Below are 14987 nucleotides of genomic sequence, written 5' to 3'. Positions count from 1 at the left end.
CGCGGCTAAAGCTCAGCCCCCCTCAGTCCGGCTGGCTCAGCAGGATGGCCCGGGCCAGCTCGGCATCGCTGGCCTGCAGCCCTGGCTTGGCGTCACGCAGCTGGCGCAAGGCCGACTCCAGATAGGCGCCGCGAATCCTGCCGCCGCTGGCAACAAAGGCGCCGGCGTCCTCCTGGGCGGGCAACAGCAGTTTGTGATCCTTGAAGGTCGAGTAGGTGGACGCCGTGGTGGCGCCCGAGGAAAGGATCTGGCGCAGGGTGTCGTCGGCGCTGGCGGGCAGGCTGAGCAGGCCGGCGAGGACGAGGCAGGTGCTGGGCAAGAAGTTGCGCATGGCGGCGGTCTCCAGTTGTCAGGTCTGTTGCTTGGAGAGCACGGCTGCGGGGCAGGTTCAACCTGAATGACTGTCGGCTCTGCTCCACGAGGCAACGGCCACTGGCACGCCAGTCCGCTCGTCCGGCCGCTCTAGAACGGGCGCTTGATGTCGAGTTGCCAGTACGGTCAGGAAAATTGCCAGTGTTGTAAGCACTGCTAGGCTCATTGATCTAGCGCACCTGTTTGCCCGCTCGGTGGTGGCAGAGTGCTGACTGGCAGAGCGGGCGGACTTGTACCGATCAGGGGGCAGGCGCCAGCTGGAGTCGCCGGAATGGATTTCCTACAAGGAGGCGGCTGTCATGATCGGGCGTACCAATAAACCGTTGAAGATGCGTGTGCTGCTGGTCGATGACGACCTGGGGGCGCCAACCAGTGCCCGCGGGCGGGTGCTGGGTGAGCTGGAAGAGGAGTTTCGCCAGCGCAATACCGAGCTGGTCAAGGCCACGTCCTACGAGGATGGCCTGGCCTCGGTCACTGCCGACGCAGGGCTGCACTGCATCTGTGTCGACTGGACGCTGGGCCGCAACGACGCCGACAGCCATGCCCAGGCGCTTGAACTGCTGCGTACCATCCGCAATCGCAACGAGCGGGTGCCGGTGTTCCTGACGGCCGATCGCAATGCCAAGAAGAGCATCACTGTCGAGGCCATGGGCCTGGCCGACGAATTCATCTGGATGCTGGAAGACACCGCACCCTTCATCGCCGGGCGGGTGGTGGCGGCGATCCAGCGCTATCTGGACCACCTGCTGCCGCCGTTCACCGATGCGCTGATCCGCTACACCATGAAGGACGAGCACTCCTGGGCCGCACCCGGCCACCAGGGCGGCATCGCCTTCACCAAGTCGCCGGTCGGGCGGGTGTTCTTCGACTTCTTCGGCGAGAACCTGTTTCGTGCCGACAGTGGCATCGAGCGTGGCAACCTCGGTTCGGTGCTCGACCACAGCGGCCCGGTGGGCGAGTCCGAGGCATTCGTTTCGCGCATCTTCGGCTCCCACGCCAGTTACTCCGTGCTCAACGGCACCTCGGGTTCCAACCGCGCCATCTTCATGGCCTGCGTCGGCGAGAACCAGTTCGCCCTGTGCGACCGCAACTGCCACAAGTCCATCGAGCAGGGCCTGGTGTTGACCGGCGGCCTGCCCATCTACATGACACCGACCCGTAACCGCTACGGCATCATTGGCCCGTTGCTGCCGGAGCAGTTCGATCCGCAGCGCGTCGAGGCTGCCAGGGCCAGCCACCCGCTGCGGGCTCAGGCCAAAGGCAACAAGCCGGTCTACGCGGTGGTGACCAACTGCACCTACGACGGCATGTGCCTGCACGCCGAGCGGGCCGAAGGCATGCTGGCGCGCAACAGCGACCGGGTGCACTTCGACGAGGCCTGGTACGGCTATGCGCGTTTCAACCCGATGTATGCCGGGCGCTATGCCATGCGGGGTGATCCGGCGCAGCACCCGGCTGACGGCCCGACCGTGTTCGCCACCCATTCCACCCACAAGCTGCTGGCGGCGCTGTCGCAGTCGTCCTTCATCCATATTCGCAATGGTCGCAACCCGGTCGAGCACAGTCGTTTCAACGAGTCTTTCGTAATCCAGGCCAGTACCTCGCCGCTGTACGCCATGTTCGCCTCCAACGAAGTAGGCGCGGCGATGATGGAGGGCAGTAGCGGCTACAGCCTGACCCAGGACAGCATCCGCGAGGCGGTGGATTTCCGTCAGGCCCTGGCGCGTACCCACCGCGAATTCAGCAGCCGTGGCGACTGGTTCTTCCAGCCCTGGAACGCCCCGCAGGTGCGCGACACCATCAGTGGCCAGGTGGTCGACTTCGCCGATGCCGACCCCGCGCAGCTGGCCAGCGACCCGAGCTGCTGGGAGCTGGAGCCGGGGGCCGAGTGGCATGGCTTCGCCGGCCTGGAGAAAGGCTGGTGCATGCTCGACCCGATCAAGGTCGGCATCATGGTGCCGGGCATGGGCGCCGACGGACATCTGCTGGACAGCGGCATTCCAGCGCCGATCCTTGGTGCCTTCCTCTATCGCAACAACATCGTCGCCTCGCGCATCACCGACTTCATGGTGCTGTGCCTGTTCAGCATCGGCGTGACCAAGGGCAAGTGGGGCACGCTGATCAACGTGCTGCTGGCCTTCAAGCGCCACCATGACGCCAACACCCCGCTGAGCCAGGTGCTGCCGGACCTGCCGGCGCAGGCGCCCGAGCGCTATCGCGGCATGGGTCTGCGCGACCTGGCCGACGAGATGTTCGAGTACATGCGCAACAGCCGCATGGATGCCCTGCAGGCCCAGGCCTTTGGCAACCTGCCGACTATCGAGATGACCCCGCGCGCGGCCTTTCAGGCCCTGCAGGCCGGCGACGCCGAGCTGCTGCCACTGGAGCAGGCGGCCAACCGGGTCACCGGGGTGGGCGTGATGCCTTATCCGCCCGGCATTCCCATCGTCATGCCGGGTGAGAATCTCGGTCCGCTGGACGGGCCGTGGATCCAGTACATCAAGGCGCTGCAGGACTGGGGCAACCACTTCCCCGGCTTCGAGAAGGAAGTGGAGGGCGCCGTGCACAAGGACGGCGACTATCACTTCTGGTGCCTGAAATAGCTGCCTAAGAGCCCGTGCGCGGCATGGGCCCTGACTGACAAGGAGTGGTTTTCATGAGCTACACACAATCGCCGTTGCCCCATGAACTGGCCCAGCGCTATCCGGTGCTGATCGCCGTCAGCCGCATCCGTGAAGACAGTATCGTGTTGCGCAGTGCCCGAGCCGTGGAGCAGGTTCTCAACGCTCAGGGCCTGGACGTCGTCATGGTCAGTTCGCTGGAAGATGCCGAAATCGCCTTCCGCGCCGATCCCGCCTACTGCTGCCTGATTCTCGGCTGGGGGCTGTGCGAACAGGATCCCGAGCTGACCCAGCGTGTGCTGCAGCTGGTACGCCGGCGCACCGCGCGCCTGCCGATCATGCTGGGCATGAGCAAGTCCAATCAGAGCCGGGTGCCGCTGGCCCTGCTGGAGCATATTGATGGCTTTATCTGGCAGCCGGAAGACAGCCCCGAGTTCATCGCCGGGCGCATCGAGGCCGCCGCGCGGCGCTACCTGGACAGCATCCTGCCGCCGTTCTTTGGCGCCCTGGTGAACTTCGCCGACACCCACGAATACTCCTGGCATACGCCAGGGCATACCGGCGGCACGGCCTTCATGAAGACCGCAGTAGGGCGCAGCTTCCTCGACTTCTATGGCGAGCAGATGCTGCGCTCCGACCTCAGTGTCTCGGTCGGTCAGCTGGGCTCGCTGAACGACCATTCCGGTCCCATCGCCGAGGCTGAGAAGTATGCGGCGCGGGTGTTCGGCGCCGACTTCACCTTCTTCTCGGTGGGCGGCAGTTCGGCCAGCAACGAGATCGTGCTGCATTCGGCGGTGACCGACGGCGACGCCGTACTGGTCGACCGCAACTGCCACAAGTCGCTCAACTATGCGCTGAACATGTCCGGCGCGGTGCCGCTGTACCTGCGTCCGCGGCGCAATGCCCGCGGCCTGATCGGCCCGGTGCCGCGCAGTGAGATGACGCCGGAGGCGGTGGCGCAGAAGATCGCCGAAAGCCCGCTGGTCAAGGACAAGTCGGCCAAGCCGGTGCTGGCGGTGCTGACCAACTCGACCTACGACGGCCTCTGCTACAGCGTGCAGACCACCACTCGCGAGCTGAGCCGCAGCGTCGACCGCATCCATTACGACGAAGCCTGGTATGCCTACGCGCGCTTCAACCCGCTGTACGAGGGACGCTACGGCATGCACCGCGGCGAGCGGCATGCCGACGACGCCACCGTCACCGTCACCCATTCCACCCACAAGCTGCTGGCGGCGCTGTCGCAGGCGTCGATGATCCACATCCGCTCGGGCAAGGTGCCGGTCAAGCCGGCGCTGTTCAACGAAGCCTTCATGATGCACACCTCGACTTCGCCGCAGTACAGCATCATTGCCTCCACCGATGTGTCGGCGAAGATGATGGACGACGCCGGCGAATACCTCACCGACGAGTCCATCGGCGAGGCCATCGCCTTCCGTCAGGCCATGGTGCGCCTGGGGGATGAGGTGCGCGAGCGCGATCCGCAGGACTGGTGGTTCGGTGTCTGGCAGCCGGACGAAGTGGATGGCGTACCGTTTGCCGAGGTCGACCCGCTGGTGCTGCAACGTGGCGATGCCTGGGTGCTTAGGCCCTCGGCCAGCTGGCATGGCTTCGGCGACCTGGGCGACGACTACTGCATGGTCGATCCGATCAAGGTCACCGTGCTGACCCCGGGGCAGACCCTGGAAGGCGCGATGGAGGCCAACGGCATTCCGGCGACGCTGGTGTCGTCCTTCCTCTCCAGCCGCGGCATCGTGGTGGAGAAGACCGAACCCTACTCCATCCTGCTGCTGTTCAGCCTGGGCGTGACCAAGGGCAAGTGGGGTTCGCTGGTCGCCGGGCTGATGGAGTTCAAGCAGTGCTACGACGACAACGACCCGCTGGAGCAGGTCATGCCGAGCCTGGTCGCCAGCCACCCCGAGCAGTACGCCGGCATGGGCCTCAAGGACCTGGCGCAGGCCATGCACCAGCAGATGCTGGATACCGGCCTGCTGCATAACATGGACCAGGCCTTCACCCTGCTGCCGGACCCGGTGGCCTCGCCGCGCGACACCTACGCGCGACTGGTCAAGGGCGAGATCGAGCAGATCCCGGTGCGCGAGATGCTTGGGCGGACCGTGGCGGTGCAGATCGTGCCTTACCCGCCCGGTATCCCGCTGATGATGCCGGGTGAGAAGGCCGGCGAGGACAAGCGCGCGATCATCGATTACCTGTTGGCCATGGAGCAGTTCGATGGCCAGTTCCCGGGCTTCGAGCATGACAACCACGGTGTCGAGATCGAGCGTGATAACCATGGCCGGCTGACCTACAGGGTGTATGTGGTGAAAGCCTGATGCCCTATTGCCCCGTATCGACCGCAAGGTCGGACGGGGCGTTTGCTGCAGTCAAAAGAGGGAGTCTTCGATGGCTGAATCAAGCAAGAAAATGAGCCTCATGGGGCTCACCACGCTGGTGGCGGTGAACATGATGGGCTCCGGCATCATCATGCTGCCCTCGAGCATGGCGCAGTTGGGAGGGGTGTCGCTGCTGTCGTGGATCATCACGGCCGTGGGCTCCATGGCTATCGCCTACTGCTTCGCGCAGTGCGGTATCTACTGTCCGCGCTCCGGGGGCATGTCGGCCTACAGCGAGGAGGCGCACGGCAAGTCGGCGTTCTTCCTCTGCTCCTTCCTCTACTTCCTGTCGCTGGCCATCGGCAACGTGGCCATCGGCATCTCCGCGGTGGGTTACCTGACGCCCTTCTTCCCCTGGTTGGGCAGTGGGGCTATTCCGCTGTTCGTCGGTACCGTCGGCTTGATCTGGCTGACCACGGTGGCCAACTTCGGCGGCCCGAGCATTACCGGCAAGATCGGCGCCGTCACCGTCTGGGGGGTGATCATCCCGGTGGCTGGGCTCAGCGTAATCGGCTGGTTCTGGTTCAAGTCGGACGTGTTCAGCGCGGCCTGGAACCCCAACAACCTGGCGATCAGCGATGCCATCGGGCAGAGCATCCCGCTGACGCTGTGGGCCTTCCTCGGCATGGAGTCGGCCGCGCAGAACTCCGATGCGGTCGAAGATCCCAAGCGCAACGTACCGCTGGCCTGCCTGTTCGGCACCCTGGGTGCCGCAGTGGTCTATGTGCTGTCGACCACGGTGATCCAGGGCATCGTGCCGAATGCCGAGCTGGCCAACTCCTCGGCGCCGTTCGCCGCGGTCTATGCACAGATGTTCAATCCCTTTATCGGCCAGGTGATCATGGCGCTGGCGGTAATGGCCTGCGTCGGCTCGCTGCTCGGCTGGCAGTTCACCCTGGCGCAGACCGCCAAGAGTGCGGCTGACCAGGGCATGTTCCCGCGTGTCTTCGGCAGGGTAACCGCGCTCAACGCGCCGATCATCGGCATGGTCATCTGCGGTGTACTGCAGACGCTGATGGCCATGTCGACCATTTCGCCAAATGCCAGCGAGCAGTTCGGCAAGCTGGTCAACCTGGCGGCGGTGACCAACCTGATCCCCTACGTGACGGCGCTCTCCGGCCTGCTGGTGATCATGTACAAGGCCAAGGTCGATTCGGCGACAGTCGCCCGCAATGTCGTGGTGCTCATGGTGGCCATGCTCTATTCGTACTACGCCCTGTACGCCTCCGGTAAGGATGCGGTGTTCGGCGGCATGATCGTGATGGCCTTCGGTTATCTGTTCTACGGCTTCATCGCCAAGCGCTTCGTCGACGCGCCCAGCGCCAGCCCGGCCAAACCCTAGGTGCAGCGCAAGGACATCCGCATGAATGGGGAACAGGATATGAAAGTGATTTCGGTTAGATTCGCCAGTCTGCTCTTCGCCTGCCTGGCCGTGCTCCTGCCGGCCTGGGCCAACGCCGATACGTTGGAGCGAGTGCGTGCGAGCAACAGCATCAACTTGGGCTTCATGCCGGACGCCGCGCCGTTCAGCAGCCAGCAGGGGCAGCAGGTCGATGGCTACAGCGTCGAACTCTGCCGCCAGGTGGCCGGCAAGCTGAAGACCGCGCTTGGCCTGAGCGAGCTGCAGGTGCGCTTCCAGCCGGTGAGCTACGGCAAGTGGCTGGACGCGGTGAAGTCGGGGCAGGTCGACCTGTTCTGCACGCCGTCACCGGCGACGGCCAAGCTGCGCCAGGATGTCAGTTTTTCCGTGCCGATCTATACCGGTGGGCTCGGCGTGCTGGTGTCCAGCGAGGCCCCGGCCTCGTTGCTGGCGGTACTCAATGGTGAGGTTGCCCACACCGGGCCGACCTGGCGCGCGACCTATAACCGCGGCCTGGCCAATCACACCTTCGCGGTGGTGAAGGGCGGTGTCAGCGAGGCCTGGGTGCTCGACAAGCTGCGCCTGCTCGGGGTGATTGCCTCCGTGAAATCGGTTGCCACCTATGAAGAGGGCGTGCAACTGGTGGCAGACGGCGAGGCCGATGCCTTCTTCAGCGAACGCATGCTGCTCAAGCAGTATCTGCAGAAGATGCCCGGTGGTGAGCGGTTGACGGTGCTGGAGCGCATCTTCGACTTCGTGCCGGTGAGCCTGGCCATGGCCCGGGGTGACGAAGACCTGCGCCTGCAGGTGGATGTGGCCCTCAGCGAGCTGTATCACTCGGGCGAGCTGGCGCAGATCTACCGCAAGTACCTGGGCGAGCCTGGCGAGATGGCCAGCACGCTGTTCAAGGTCTACCCACTGCCGATGGACCACTAGCGCGGCGCCGCACAACGCCCCGTTCCGGGGGCGTTGTGCATCAGCCGAGCGCGCGGTAGCTCATGTGCCAGCCCAGGCGTAGCGTCTGCCCGTTGTGCAGCAAGCCGGGTCGGCCTTGCCCAGGCGGCCACTGCGGCTGGATGCGGGCTTCGAACTGGTCGAGCGGGACAGCGCCCGAATCGGGTCGCTTGACATTAAAGTTAAGTTAAACGTTAGGGTCTCTCGTGCCCGCCCCGGTAGCCGTGTTCTGTAACGCGGTTTCCGGGGCGAATCACCATGACGCGGAGACCTAACACCATGAAGTTCAGAAACATCGCCGGCATCGCCCTGACCGTGGCGGCTTTTTCCTCCTGGGCCGCCGAGCCGCAGCCGGCGATGGCGACTACCAGCATTGCCGGTCAGGCCGTGCCCGTAGTTGCCGGCGGCCTGTATGACCGCTATCACTCCAATCCGCCGCTCGAGGTCATCGCCGCCGAAGCGCCGGAGATCGACCTGAGCTGGTTCAGGACGTTGCCCAAGACCCGGGTCGACATCGGCTTCGAGTCCTACTCGCCGAATTTCTACTACCGCAACAGCCGGGTCACCGCGGTGTTCACCGCCGACCTGGACAAGCTGCGCTCGCTGATGCCCGCTGCCGTGCTGGAGCAGGTGCAGCCACTGCAGGTCTGGCCGGGGCGCGGCCTGGTGGCGCTGACGGCCTACGCCTATGACTACTGCGACAACGACAGCTACAACGAGATCGCCCTGTCCATCGTCACCAACAAGCCCGGCGATGCCAACCTCGGGCCGCTCAGCCTGGTCGGTCAGTCGTGGTCGAAGGACTTCTGGGGCTATGTGCTCAAGCTGCCGGTCAACACCGAGCTGGCGCGGGTGCGCGGCGTGGTCGGCTACAACCTGCCCAAGTGGCTGACCGACATCCATTACCGGGAAACCGCCGACTCGGTGGTCTTCGAGATCGTCGACAGCCAGACCGGCAAAGTCGATGTCACCCTGCAGACCGCCAAGCTCGATGACCTGTCCAGCGAGCCCGAACTGGCCACCAGCAGCTTCACCAACGTCGACCACCAGGGCGAGCTGACCTATGGCTACGCGGTGTCCCGTCAGCTCAGCCATGCCACCAGCAGCGATGGCGAGGCGGTCAAACTCAGCCTTGGCGACGGCGGCCTGTCGGCCTATATCCGTGAGCTGAAGCTGGGCAAGCTGATCAAGTACGAGTACGTGCCGGAGTTCCAGAGCGCGCTGTACGCGCCGGCGCCGCTGCAGTCCATGCTGGCTGACTGACTGTGAGGTTGCCGTCTTCAGCCAGGTCGGGGCGCCTGGGGCAGAGGACCCGCAGGCAGACTCCGCGCTGAGAGCAGCGGCGTTCAGGATGGTTCACTAGCGGCAGCCAATCCGGGTGCTGAGCCGAAACAAGCTGTGCTCCGGACGGGAACCTCGTCCGGAGCACAGGGGCGCATCAGGCGTGCAGCAGTGCATCGAGCCTGCCCTGGTGATCGAGGCTGGCCAGATCATCGAAACCGCCGACGTGCACCTCGCCGACAAAGATCTGCGGGACGGTCCGGCGCTTGGAGCGCTGCAGCATTTCCGCGAGATGCTGGGGCGATGATTCAACATTGATTTCCACGGGCGTGACGCCCTTGCTCGATAGCAGTCGCTTGGCACTCACGCAGTAAGGGCAGTGCTGGGTGGTGTAGATGATTACTTGGCTCATGGCGGTTGCCCTCCTAGTGTGCCGCCGGCGGGAAGTCGATATCGGTGGTGGCGATGTTGTTCAGGTAGTTGGTCAGGGTCAGCAGCGTGACCTGCGCTACCACCTCGACGATCTTGCTATCGCCCAGACCGGCATCGCGGGCTGCGGCGATCTGCTCGTCACTCAGCTGGCCGCGGCTTTCGGTAATCTGCAGCGCCAGCGCGGCGACCGCGCTGAGGGTACCGCTACGAGCCTGGTTGATGGCCTCATCGCTCAGGCCAGCCTTGGCGCCAAAGAAGGCGTGGGCGGCCAGGCAGTAGTCGCAGCCATTGATTTCCGAGGTGGCGAGGGCGACGACTTCACGCTCGGCGGCGCTCAGCGAGCTTTTCCCCAAAGCTTGGGCGAGGCCCAGGTAACCATTGAGTGCGGCCGGCGAGTGAGCGAGGGTCTTGAATGCGTTGGGGATGAAGCCGAGGCCTTTCTGCACGCCTTCGAGGGCAGCGCGCGAGCCGGCAGGGGCTTGGTCCAGCGAGAGAGCGGTGATACGAGTCATGGTAGTTCTCCAGTAGGGTGATTAACCGGCTTGTCGATCAAGCTTGGAGCTCATACTAGGGAGGCGGGCTTTCCTTTCGGCTTCAGATCGTCGAGCTTATGCAACAGATCGTCTAAATCTGAGCGCGCTATGGACCGACTCTCGACACTGCTCAAACACTTCAACCTGCATGCGTCCACCTTTCACCAGGGCGGCTTCTGCGGCACGACCCGGCTGTATGGGCAGCACAGCGTCGGCCACGCCCATCTGCTGCGCTCGGGTCGCCTGGCCTTCAGGGACAAGCGCGGCCAGCTCAGCGAACTGACCGAGCCCAGCCTGATCCTGGCGATGCGCCCGCAGGAGCATCAGCTGCTGGCCAGCGAAGCCGATGCTGCGGAGCTGGTGTGTGCCACTCTGCAGTTCGATGGCGGCGCCAACAATCCGCTGACCCAGGCCTTGCCGGACTTCATCATCAAGCCGCTGCGCGAATTGCACGGCCTCGACGGCACCCTCGACTGGCTGTTTGAGGAAGCCTTCGGCGACGAGTGTGGGCGCGATGTCATCCTCAATCGCCTGTTCGAGCTGATGGTGATTCAGCTGCTGCGCCACCTCCTCGCCAGCCGCAGCATCGCCTCGGGGATGATGGCCGGGTTGGCCAACGCGCAGCTGTCTCGCGCGCTCGTGGGGATGCACAACGAGCCGCAGCGCAATTGGTCGGTGGCGGAACTGGCGGATCGCTCGGGCATGTCGCGGGCGAGCTTTGCCGCGCACTTTCGCGAGACCGTGGGTATCACCCCTGCGGATTACCTGGCGAACTGGCGCATCAGCCTGACGCAGAAGCGTTTGCGCGAAGGCCGCCCCATCGCCCTGATCGCCGATGAGGTCGGCTACGAAAGTCCGTCTGCGCTGGCCCGCACCTTTCGCCGCAAGGTGGGCGCAAGCCCGAAGGAGTGGCTGCAGCAGAATCCGCCATGAGGCCTGGCCGACAGATTTGCCCGATGCGGCAATAAGTGCGGGCCCGCGCCTCATCACGGCGGCCTACAGGTGCTCCCGGAGAAAGTCGATGAAGGCCATCGTCCGCGCCGAGCGGCGTCGCTCACGGCTGAACACGGCGCTGACCGGCAACGCGGTGGTCTGGTAGTCGTCGAGCAGGCTGCGCACGCTGCCCTGTTCGAAGTCCGCGGCGAACAGCCATTCCGGCGAGAGGGAAATGCCCAGGCCGGCGAGGACCATCTCACGAATGGCCTCGCTGCTGTTGCTGGTGACGTTGCCTTTGATGGTCACATCGAGCGCTTGCGTCCTGCGGCTGAAGTGCCAGCGGTCGTAATGCTCCAGCAAGGTGAAGCCGATGCAGTTGTGGCCTGCCAGTTCGGCGGGCTCGCGGGGCAGGCCGTGGCGCTCCAGATAGGCCGGCGCGGCATAGACCCGCCGTGCGCTGGTGCCCAGGGTCACCGCCACCAGGCCTTCGCTTTTCACCACACCGATGCGGATGGCCAGGTCGATGTTCTCCATGAGCAGGTCTTCGTTGTGATCGCTCAGGCGCAGGTCGATCCGTACATCGGGATGGCGCTGCAGGAAGGCCCCGATCAGCGGCGCTATGCACAACCTGCCGTAGCTGACCGGAGCGGCGATGCGCAGCGGGCCGGCGATCTGTTCCTGGCCGCTGGCGAAGCTGCGCGTGGCGCTTTCGAGCTGGCCGAGAATCTCCTGACAGTGGCTGTAGAAGCGTTGCCCCTGGTCGGTCAGCGCCAGATGTCGGGTGCTGCGGGCGAACACGGCGCCGCCCAGATACTGTTCCAGCGCGCGGACCTGCTTGCTCACTGCCGGCTGCCCCATGTTCAGCTCCCGCGCCACCGCCGAGAACGAGCCACGCTCCACGACGCGCACGAAGATGCGCATGCTGTCGAACAGATCCATCGCCATTAGGCCTCTATGGGGAATAAGTAATATGAAAATTTAGTTTCTTATCGGAATGAAGAAGACGGAGCAACCTGTAAGCGTCCACTCACTCAGAGGTTCCCGTCATGAATCAGACCATGCTTGCCGCTATCGCCGAGTCCGCCCAGGCTCCGCTGGCCGTACACCACATTGCTCGCCCAGTGCCCGCCAAGGGGCAGGTCCTGGTCCGGGTCCACGCCGCCGGGGTCAACCCGCTCGATACCAAGATCGCCACTGGCGCCGGGGCGCACGCCCGGCAAACGCTGCCGGCGGTGCTCGGCCTGGACCTCGCCGGCACGGTCGTCGAACTGGGCGAGGCGGTCGAGGGTTTCACGCCGGGCCAGGAGGTGTTCGGCATGGCCGGCGGGATCGGCGGCGCCCAGGGCAGCATGGCCGAATACATTGCCGTGGATGCCCGGCTGATCGCGGCCAAGCCGCAGGCACTCGGCATGCGTGCGGCGGCCGCCTTGCCGCTGGTATTCATCACCGCCTGGGAAGGCCTGGTGGATCGCGCCAACGTGCGTGCCGGCCAGCGCGTGCTGATTCACGGCGGCGCCGGCGGCGTCGGCCAGGTGGCGGTGCAACTGGCCAAGGCGCGCGGTGCCGAGGTCTACGCTACCGGCTCGGCGGCGAGCCTCGACTTCATTCGTTCGCTGGGGGCCACGGCGATCGACTATCAGGCGCAGAGCGTGGAGTCCTACGTCGAGCAATACACGGCCGGCGAGGGCTTCGACATCGTCTATGACACCGTGGGCGGCAGCACGCTGGATGCGTCGTTCCAGGCCGTGAAGCCTTATACCGGGCACGTCCTGAGCTGCCTCGGCTGGGGCCAGCACAGCCTCGCGCCGCTATCGTTCAAGAGCGCCACCTACTCGGGCGTGTTCACCCTGACGCCCTTGCTCACCGGCCAGGGTCGCGAGCACCACGGGGCCATTCTGCGCGAGGCGGCCGCGCTGGCCGATGCCGGGCAACTGACGATCCGCGTGGATCAGCAGCCCTTTGCCCTGGCAGAGGTCAACGAGGCGTTTCGCCAGGTCGCGGAAGGTCGCGGCCAGGGCAAGACGGTGATCGATCTGGTGTGAGGTCTTGCCCTGCCGGTGCCAGCCGACAAGTGCTCGACTCAAGGCGGCAGGCGGATCATCAAGTTTGTGCAAGAGGACCATGAGATGAACAAGCCACAATCTGAACTGCTCGGTTGGGTGCTGGATGCCCACGGTGGCCTCGACCGTTGGCGTAAATTCAGCCGGGTGGAGGCCAACATCACTAGTGGCGGCGCCTTATGGGGAATGAAGGGCATGAAGCAGGACAGCATGTCGCGGCAGATGACGGTCTGGCTGCATGAGCAGCGCGCTTCGGTAATGCCTTTCGGGGCCCCCAACCAGCGTACGGCTTACTCTCCGGAGCGAATTGCCATCGAGACCGTCGACGGGACGCTGATTGCCGAGCGACTCGACCCGCGAAGCGCCTTTCTGGGGCATGGCGAAACGACGCCCTGGGATCCCCTGCATCGCGCCTACTTCAATGGCTATGCGCTCTGGTCCTACCTGACCATGCCTTTCCTCTTTTCCCTGCCAGGAGTGCGCACCGAAGAGGTCGAGCCCTGGCAGGAAGGGGCAGCGCTCTGGCGTCGCCTGAGAGTGCGCTTCCCCGCAGACATTGCGACCCATTGCCCGGTTCAGGATTTCTACTTTGGCGATGACTTTCTGTTGCGCCGACACGATTACTCCGTCGACGTGAGTGGTGGTATTCCCGCTGCCCAGTACGTGCATGATTACGTCAGCTCCAGCGGGTTGCTGATGCCGAGCAAACGCAGGGCCTACCGGCGAGATTCGAGCGGTCGGGCCATTGAGGAAGAGCTGTTGGTGTCGATTGACATAAGTAACGTCAATTACGTCGGCGCAGGCTTCTAGCGGGCGGAGCGGTGCGCCGCTCCTTGGCCAATCCGACTCGCGCCGCCCTGCCAGTGCTTTTGCTGGACGAGGGCGGCGAGGTGATGCTGCGGCGCAGGATTACTCCGCGCTTTCTGCCACCGGGGTGTCGGGCGTGGGCGCCACAGCCTCTTTCGGCTTCGCTTGTGCACGGCGTGCCTGCGCGCGCTGGCGCTTGGCCTGTTGCTTCGCATGCAGCGCCTGCGCCGCTGTCACCGTGCCCACGGCCTGGCCGTTCAAGTCCAGGCGCGCGGCGTTCTCGGTCATGCTCGACCAGTAGCGGCTGCCTCGGCACCAGGTCGCGAGCCCCTGCTTGAGCTGTTCGCGGGTGACACCGAGCAGCTCCAGATGTTGCTCGGCATCCTGCAGGATGCCCTCTTTGAGCGGCACCTTGGGCGCCGGGTTGACCGGGAACGCCAGGGGGAAATGCTTCTGCAAGCGCCAGATCGCCTCGACTGCAGGGTCCTGCTCACGGGCTTTGTCTTGCCGTGCGGGCGCCGGCTTGCGCGGCTTCTTAGCGTCGGTTTTCGCCTTGCTGTCGGTCTTCACCGGCTGTTTTTCGGCCCGCAGGCGGTCACGCAGTTCAGCTAATTGTTCAAAACCCATCGTTCAGTTCGCCGACTCTTGGTTGATTCGTTGCGGGCGAGTATCCCACGCGCTCGATGAAACCACCTAACCAGGCGTCGGTTCACCGCCATTGCAACCAAGAGTCGGCCTTGGGGGCCGCGCTTACAGCCCCAGTTCCGACAGCCCCGGGTGGTCGTCCGGGCGACGTCCCAGCGGCCAGCGGAACTTGCGCTCCGCCTCGCTGATCGGCAGGTCGTTGATGCAGGCGAAGCGGTGGGCCATCAGGCCGTTGTCGGCGAATTCCCAGTTCTCGTTGCCATACGAGCGGAACCAGTTGCCGGAGTCGTCGTGCCATTCGTAGGCGTAGCGCACGGCGATGCGATTGTCGGTGAAGGCCCACAGCTCCTTGATCAAACGGTACTCGAGTTCCTTGTTCCACTTGCGCCGCAGGAAGGCTTCGGCCTCGGCGCGGCTGCTGGCGAATTCCGCACGGTTGCGCCAGCGGGTGTCGGGGGTATAGGCGAGGGCGACCTTGGCGGCATCGCGGCTGTTCCAGCCGTCTTCCGCCAGGCGCACCTTGAGGATGGCGGTTTCGCGGGTGAAGGGTGGAACCGGTTGGCGAATTTCGGACGACATGGGGATGACTCCTG

General features: G+C 64.8%; 14 protein-coding genes. 8 read left to right on the top strand and 6 right to left on the bottom strand.

The window, feature by feature from the left end:
• Positions 1 to 22: 22 nt before the first annotated feature.
• Entirely contained in the window at positions 23 to 331 is a 309-nt protein-coding gene (locus AYB31_RS01375) for a DUF2388 domain-containing protein (protein WP_068825028.1), read from the bottom strand.
• A gap of 340 nt (positions 332 to 671) precedes the next feature.
• Here AYB31_RS01375 and AYB31_RS01370 point away from each other — a divergent pair, with 340 nt between their 5' ends.
• From AYB31_RS01370 to AYB31_RS01350, 5 genes are all read left to right on the top strand, one after another.
• On the top strand, positions 672 to 2975 hold the full coding sequence (locus AYB31_RS01370; RefSeq protein WP_082805171.1) for an Orn/Lys/Arg decarboxylase N-terminal domain-containing protein: 2304 nt from the start codon (positions 672 to 674) through the stop codon (positions 2973 to 2975).
• A 53-nt stretch (positions 2976 to 3028) separates the two neighbouring features.
• Entirely contained in the window at positions 3029 to 5326 is a 2298-nt protein-coding gene (locus AYB31_RS01365) for an Orn/Lys/Arg decarboxylase N-terminal domain-containing protein (RefSeq protein WP_068825026.1), read from the top strand.
• A 70-nt stretch (positions 5327 to 5396) separates the two neighbouring features.
• Positions 5397 to 6728, top strand: coding sequence for a putrescine-ornithine antiporter (potE, locus tag AYB31_RS01360; protein WP_068825024.1), 1332 nt, complete (start codon positions 5397 to 5399; stop codon positions 6726 to 6728).
• A gap of 39 nt (positions 6729 to 6767) precedes the next feature.
• Complete coding sequence (locus tag AYB31_RS01355; RefSeq protein ID WP_068825338.1) at positions 6768 to 7682, top strand: amino acid ABC transporter substrate-binding protein; 915 nt, start codon at positions 6768 to 6770, stop codon at positions 7680 to 7682.
• A gap of 297 nt (positions 7683 to 7979) precedes the next feature.
• Entirely contained in the window at positions 7980 to 8963 is a 984-nt protein-coding gene (locus AYB31_RS01350; RefSeq protein WP_442961783.1) for an acetoacetate decarboxylase (ADC), read from the top strand.
• Between the two features lie 175 nt (positions 8964 to 9138).
• Here the strand turns inward: AYB31_RS01350 and grxC are convergent, their stop codons facing one another.
• Positions 9139 to 9393 carry a glutaredoxin 3 gene (gene grxC / locus AYB31_RS01345; RefSeq protein WP_068825020.1) on the bottom strand — a complete coding sequence of 85 codons (255 nt, stop codon included), beginning with the start codon at positions 9391 to 9393 and terminating at the stop codon, positions 9139 to 9141.
• A 13-nt stretch (positions 9394 to 9406) separates the two neighbouring features.
• Positions 9407 to 9925: a carboxymuconolactone decarboxylase family protein gene (locus tag AYB31_RS01340; RefSeq protein WP_068825018.1), complete on the bottom strand. Its 519-nt coding sequence runs from the start codon at positions 9923 to 9925 to the stop codon at positions 9407 to 9409.
• A 129-nt stretch (positions 9926 to 10054) separates the two neighbouring features.
• Between AYB31_RS01340 and AYB31_RS01335 the strand changes: the two genes are divergently transcribed.
• Entirely contained in the window at positions 10055 to 10879 is an 825-nt protein-coding gene (locus AYB31_RS01335) for an AraC family transcriptional regulator (protein ID WP_068825016.1), read from the top strand.
• A 63-nt stretch (positions 10880 to 10942) separates the two neighbouring features.
• Here the strand turns inward: AYB31_RS01335 and AYB31_RS01330 are convergent, their stop codons facing one another.
• Complete coding sequence (locus AYB31_RS01330) at positions 10943 to 11821, bottom strand: LysR family transcriptional regulator (RefSeq protein WP_068825336.1); 879 nt, start codon at positions 11819 to 11821, stop codon at positions 10943 to 10945.
• Positions 11822 to 11928: 107 nt separating this feature from the next.
• Here AYB31_RS01330 and AYB31_RS01325 point away from each other — a divergent pair, with 107 nt between their 5' ends.
• Both AYB31_RS01325 and AYB31_RS01320 read left to right on the top strand, forming a co-directional pair.
• Positions 11929 to 12924, top strand: a complete 996-nt coding sequence (locus tag AYB31_RS01325) for a zinc-dependent alcohol dehydrogenase family protein (protein WP_068825014.1) — start codon at positions 11929 to 11931, stop codon at positions 12922 to 12924.
• A gap of 84 nt (positions 12925 to 13008) precedes the next feature.
• Complete coding sequence (locus AYB31_RS01320) at positions 13009 to 13752, top strand: hypothetical protein (protein WP_068825012.1); 744 nt, start codon at positions 13009 to 13011, stop codon at positions 13750 to 13752.
• 99 nt (positions 13753 to 13851) lie between these two features.
• Here AYB31_RS01320 and AYB31_RS01315 read toward each other — a convergent pair whose 3' ends face one another.
• Both AYB31_RS01315 and AYB31_RS01310 read right to left on the bottom strand, forming a co-directional pair.
• Complete coding sequence (locus AYB31_RS01315) at positions 13852 to 14376, bottom strand: ProQ/FinO family protein (RefSeq protein WP_068825010.1); 525 nt, start codon at positions 14374 to 14376, stop codon at positions 13852 to 13854.
• Positions 14377 to 14499: 123 nt separating this feature from the next.
• Positions 14500 to 14973, bottom strand: coding sequence for a nuclear transport factor 2 family protein (locus AYB31_RS01310; protein WP_068825008.1), 474 nt, complete (start codon positions 14971 to 14973; stop codon positions 14500 to 14502).
• Between the last annotated feature and the right edge of the window lie 14 nt (positions 14974 to 14987).

Origin of the sequence: Pseudomonas sp. BMS12 (genome assembly GCF_001592875.1) — a bacterium.
GTDB lineage: Bacteria > Pseudomonadota > Gammaproteobacteria > Pseudomonadales > Pseudomonadaceae > Aquipseudomonas.
This window is presented reverse-complemented; position numbering and strand designations above follow the sequence as displayed.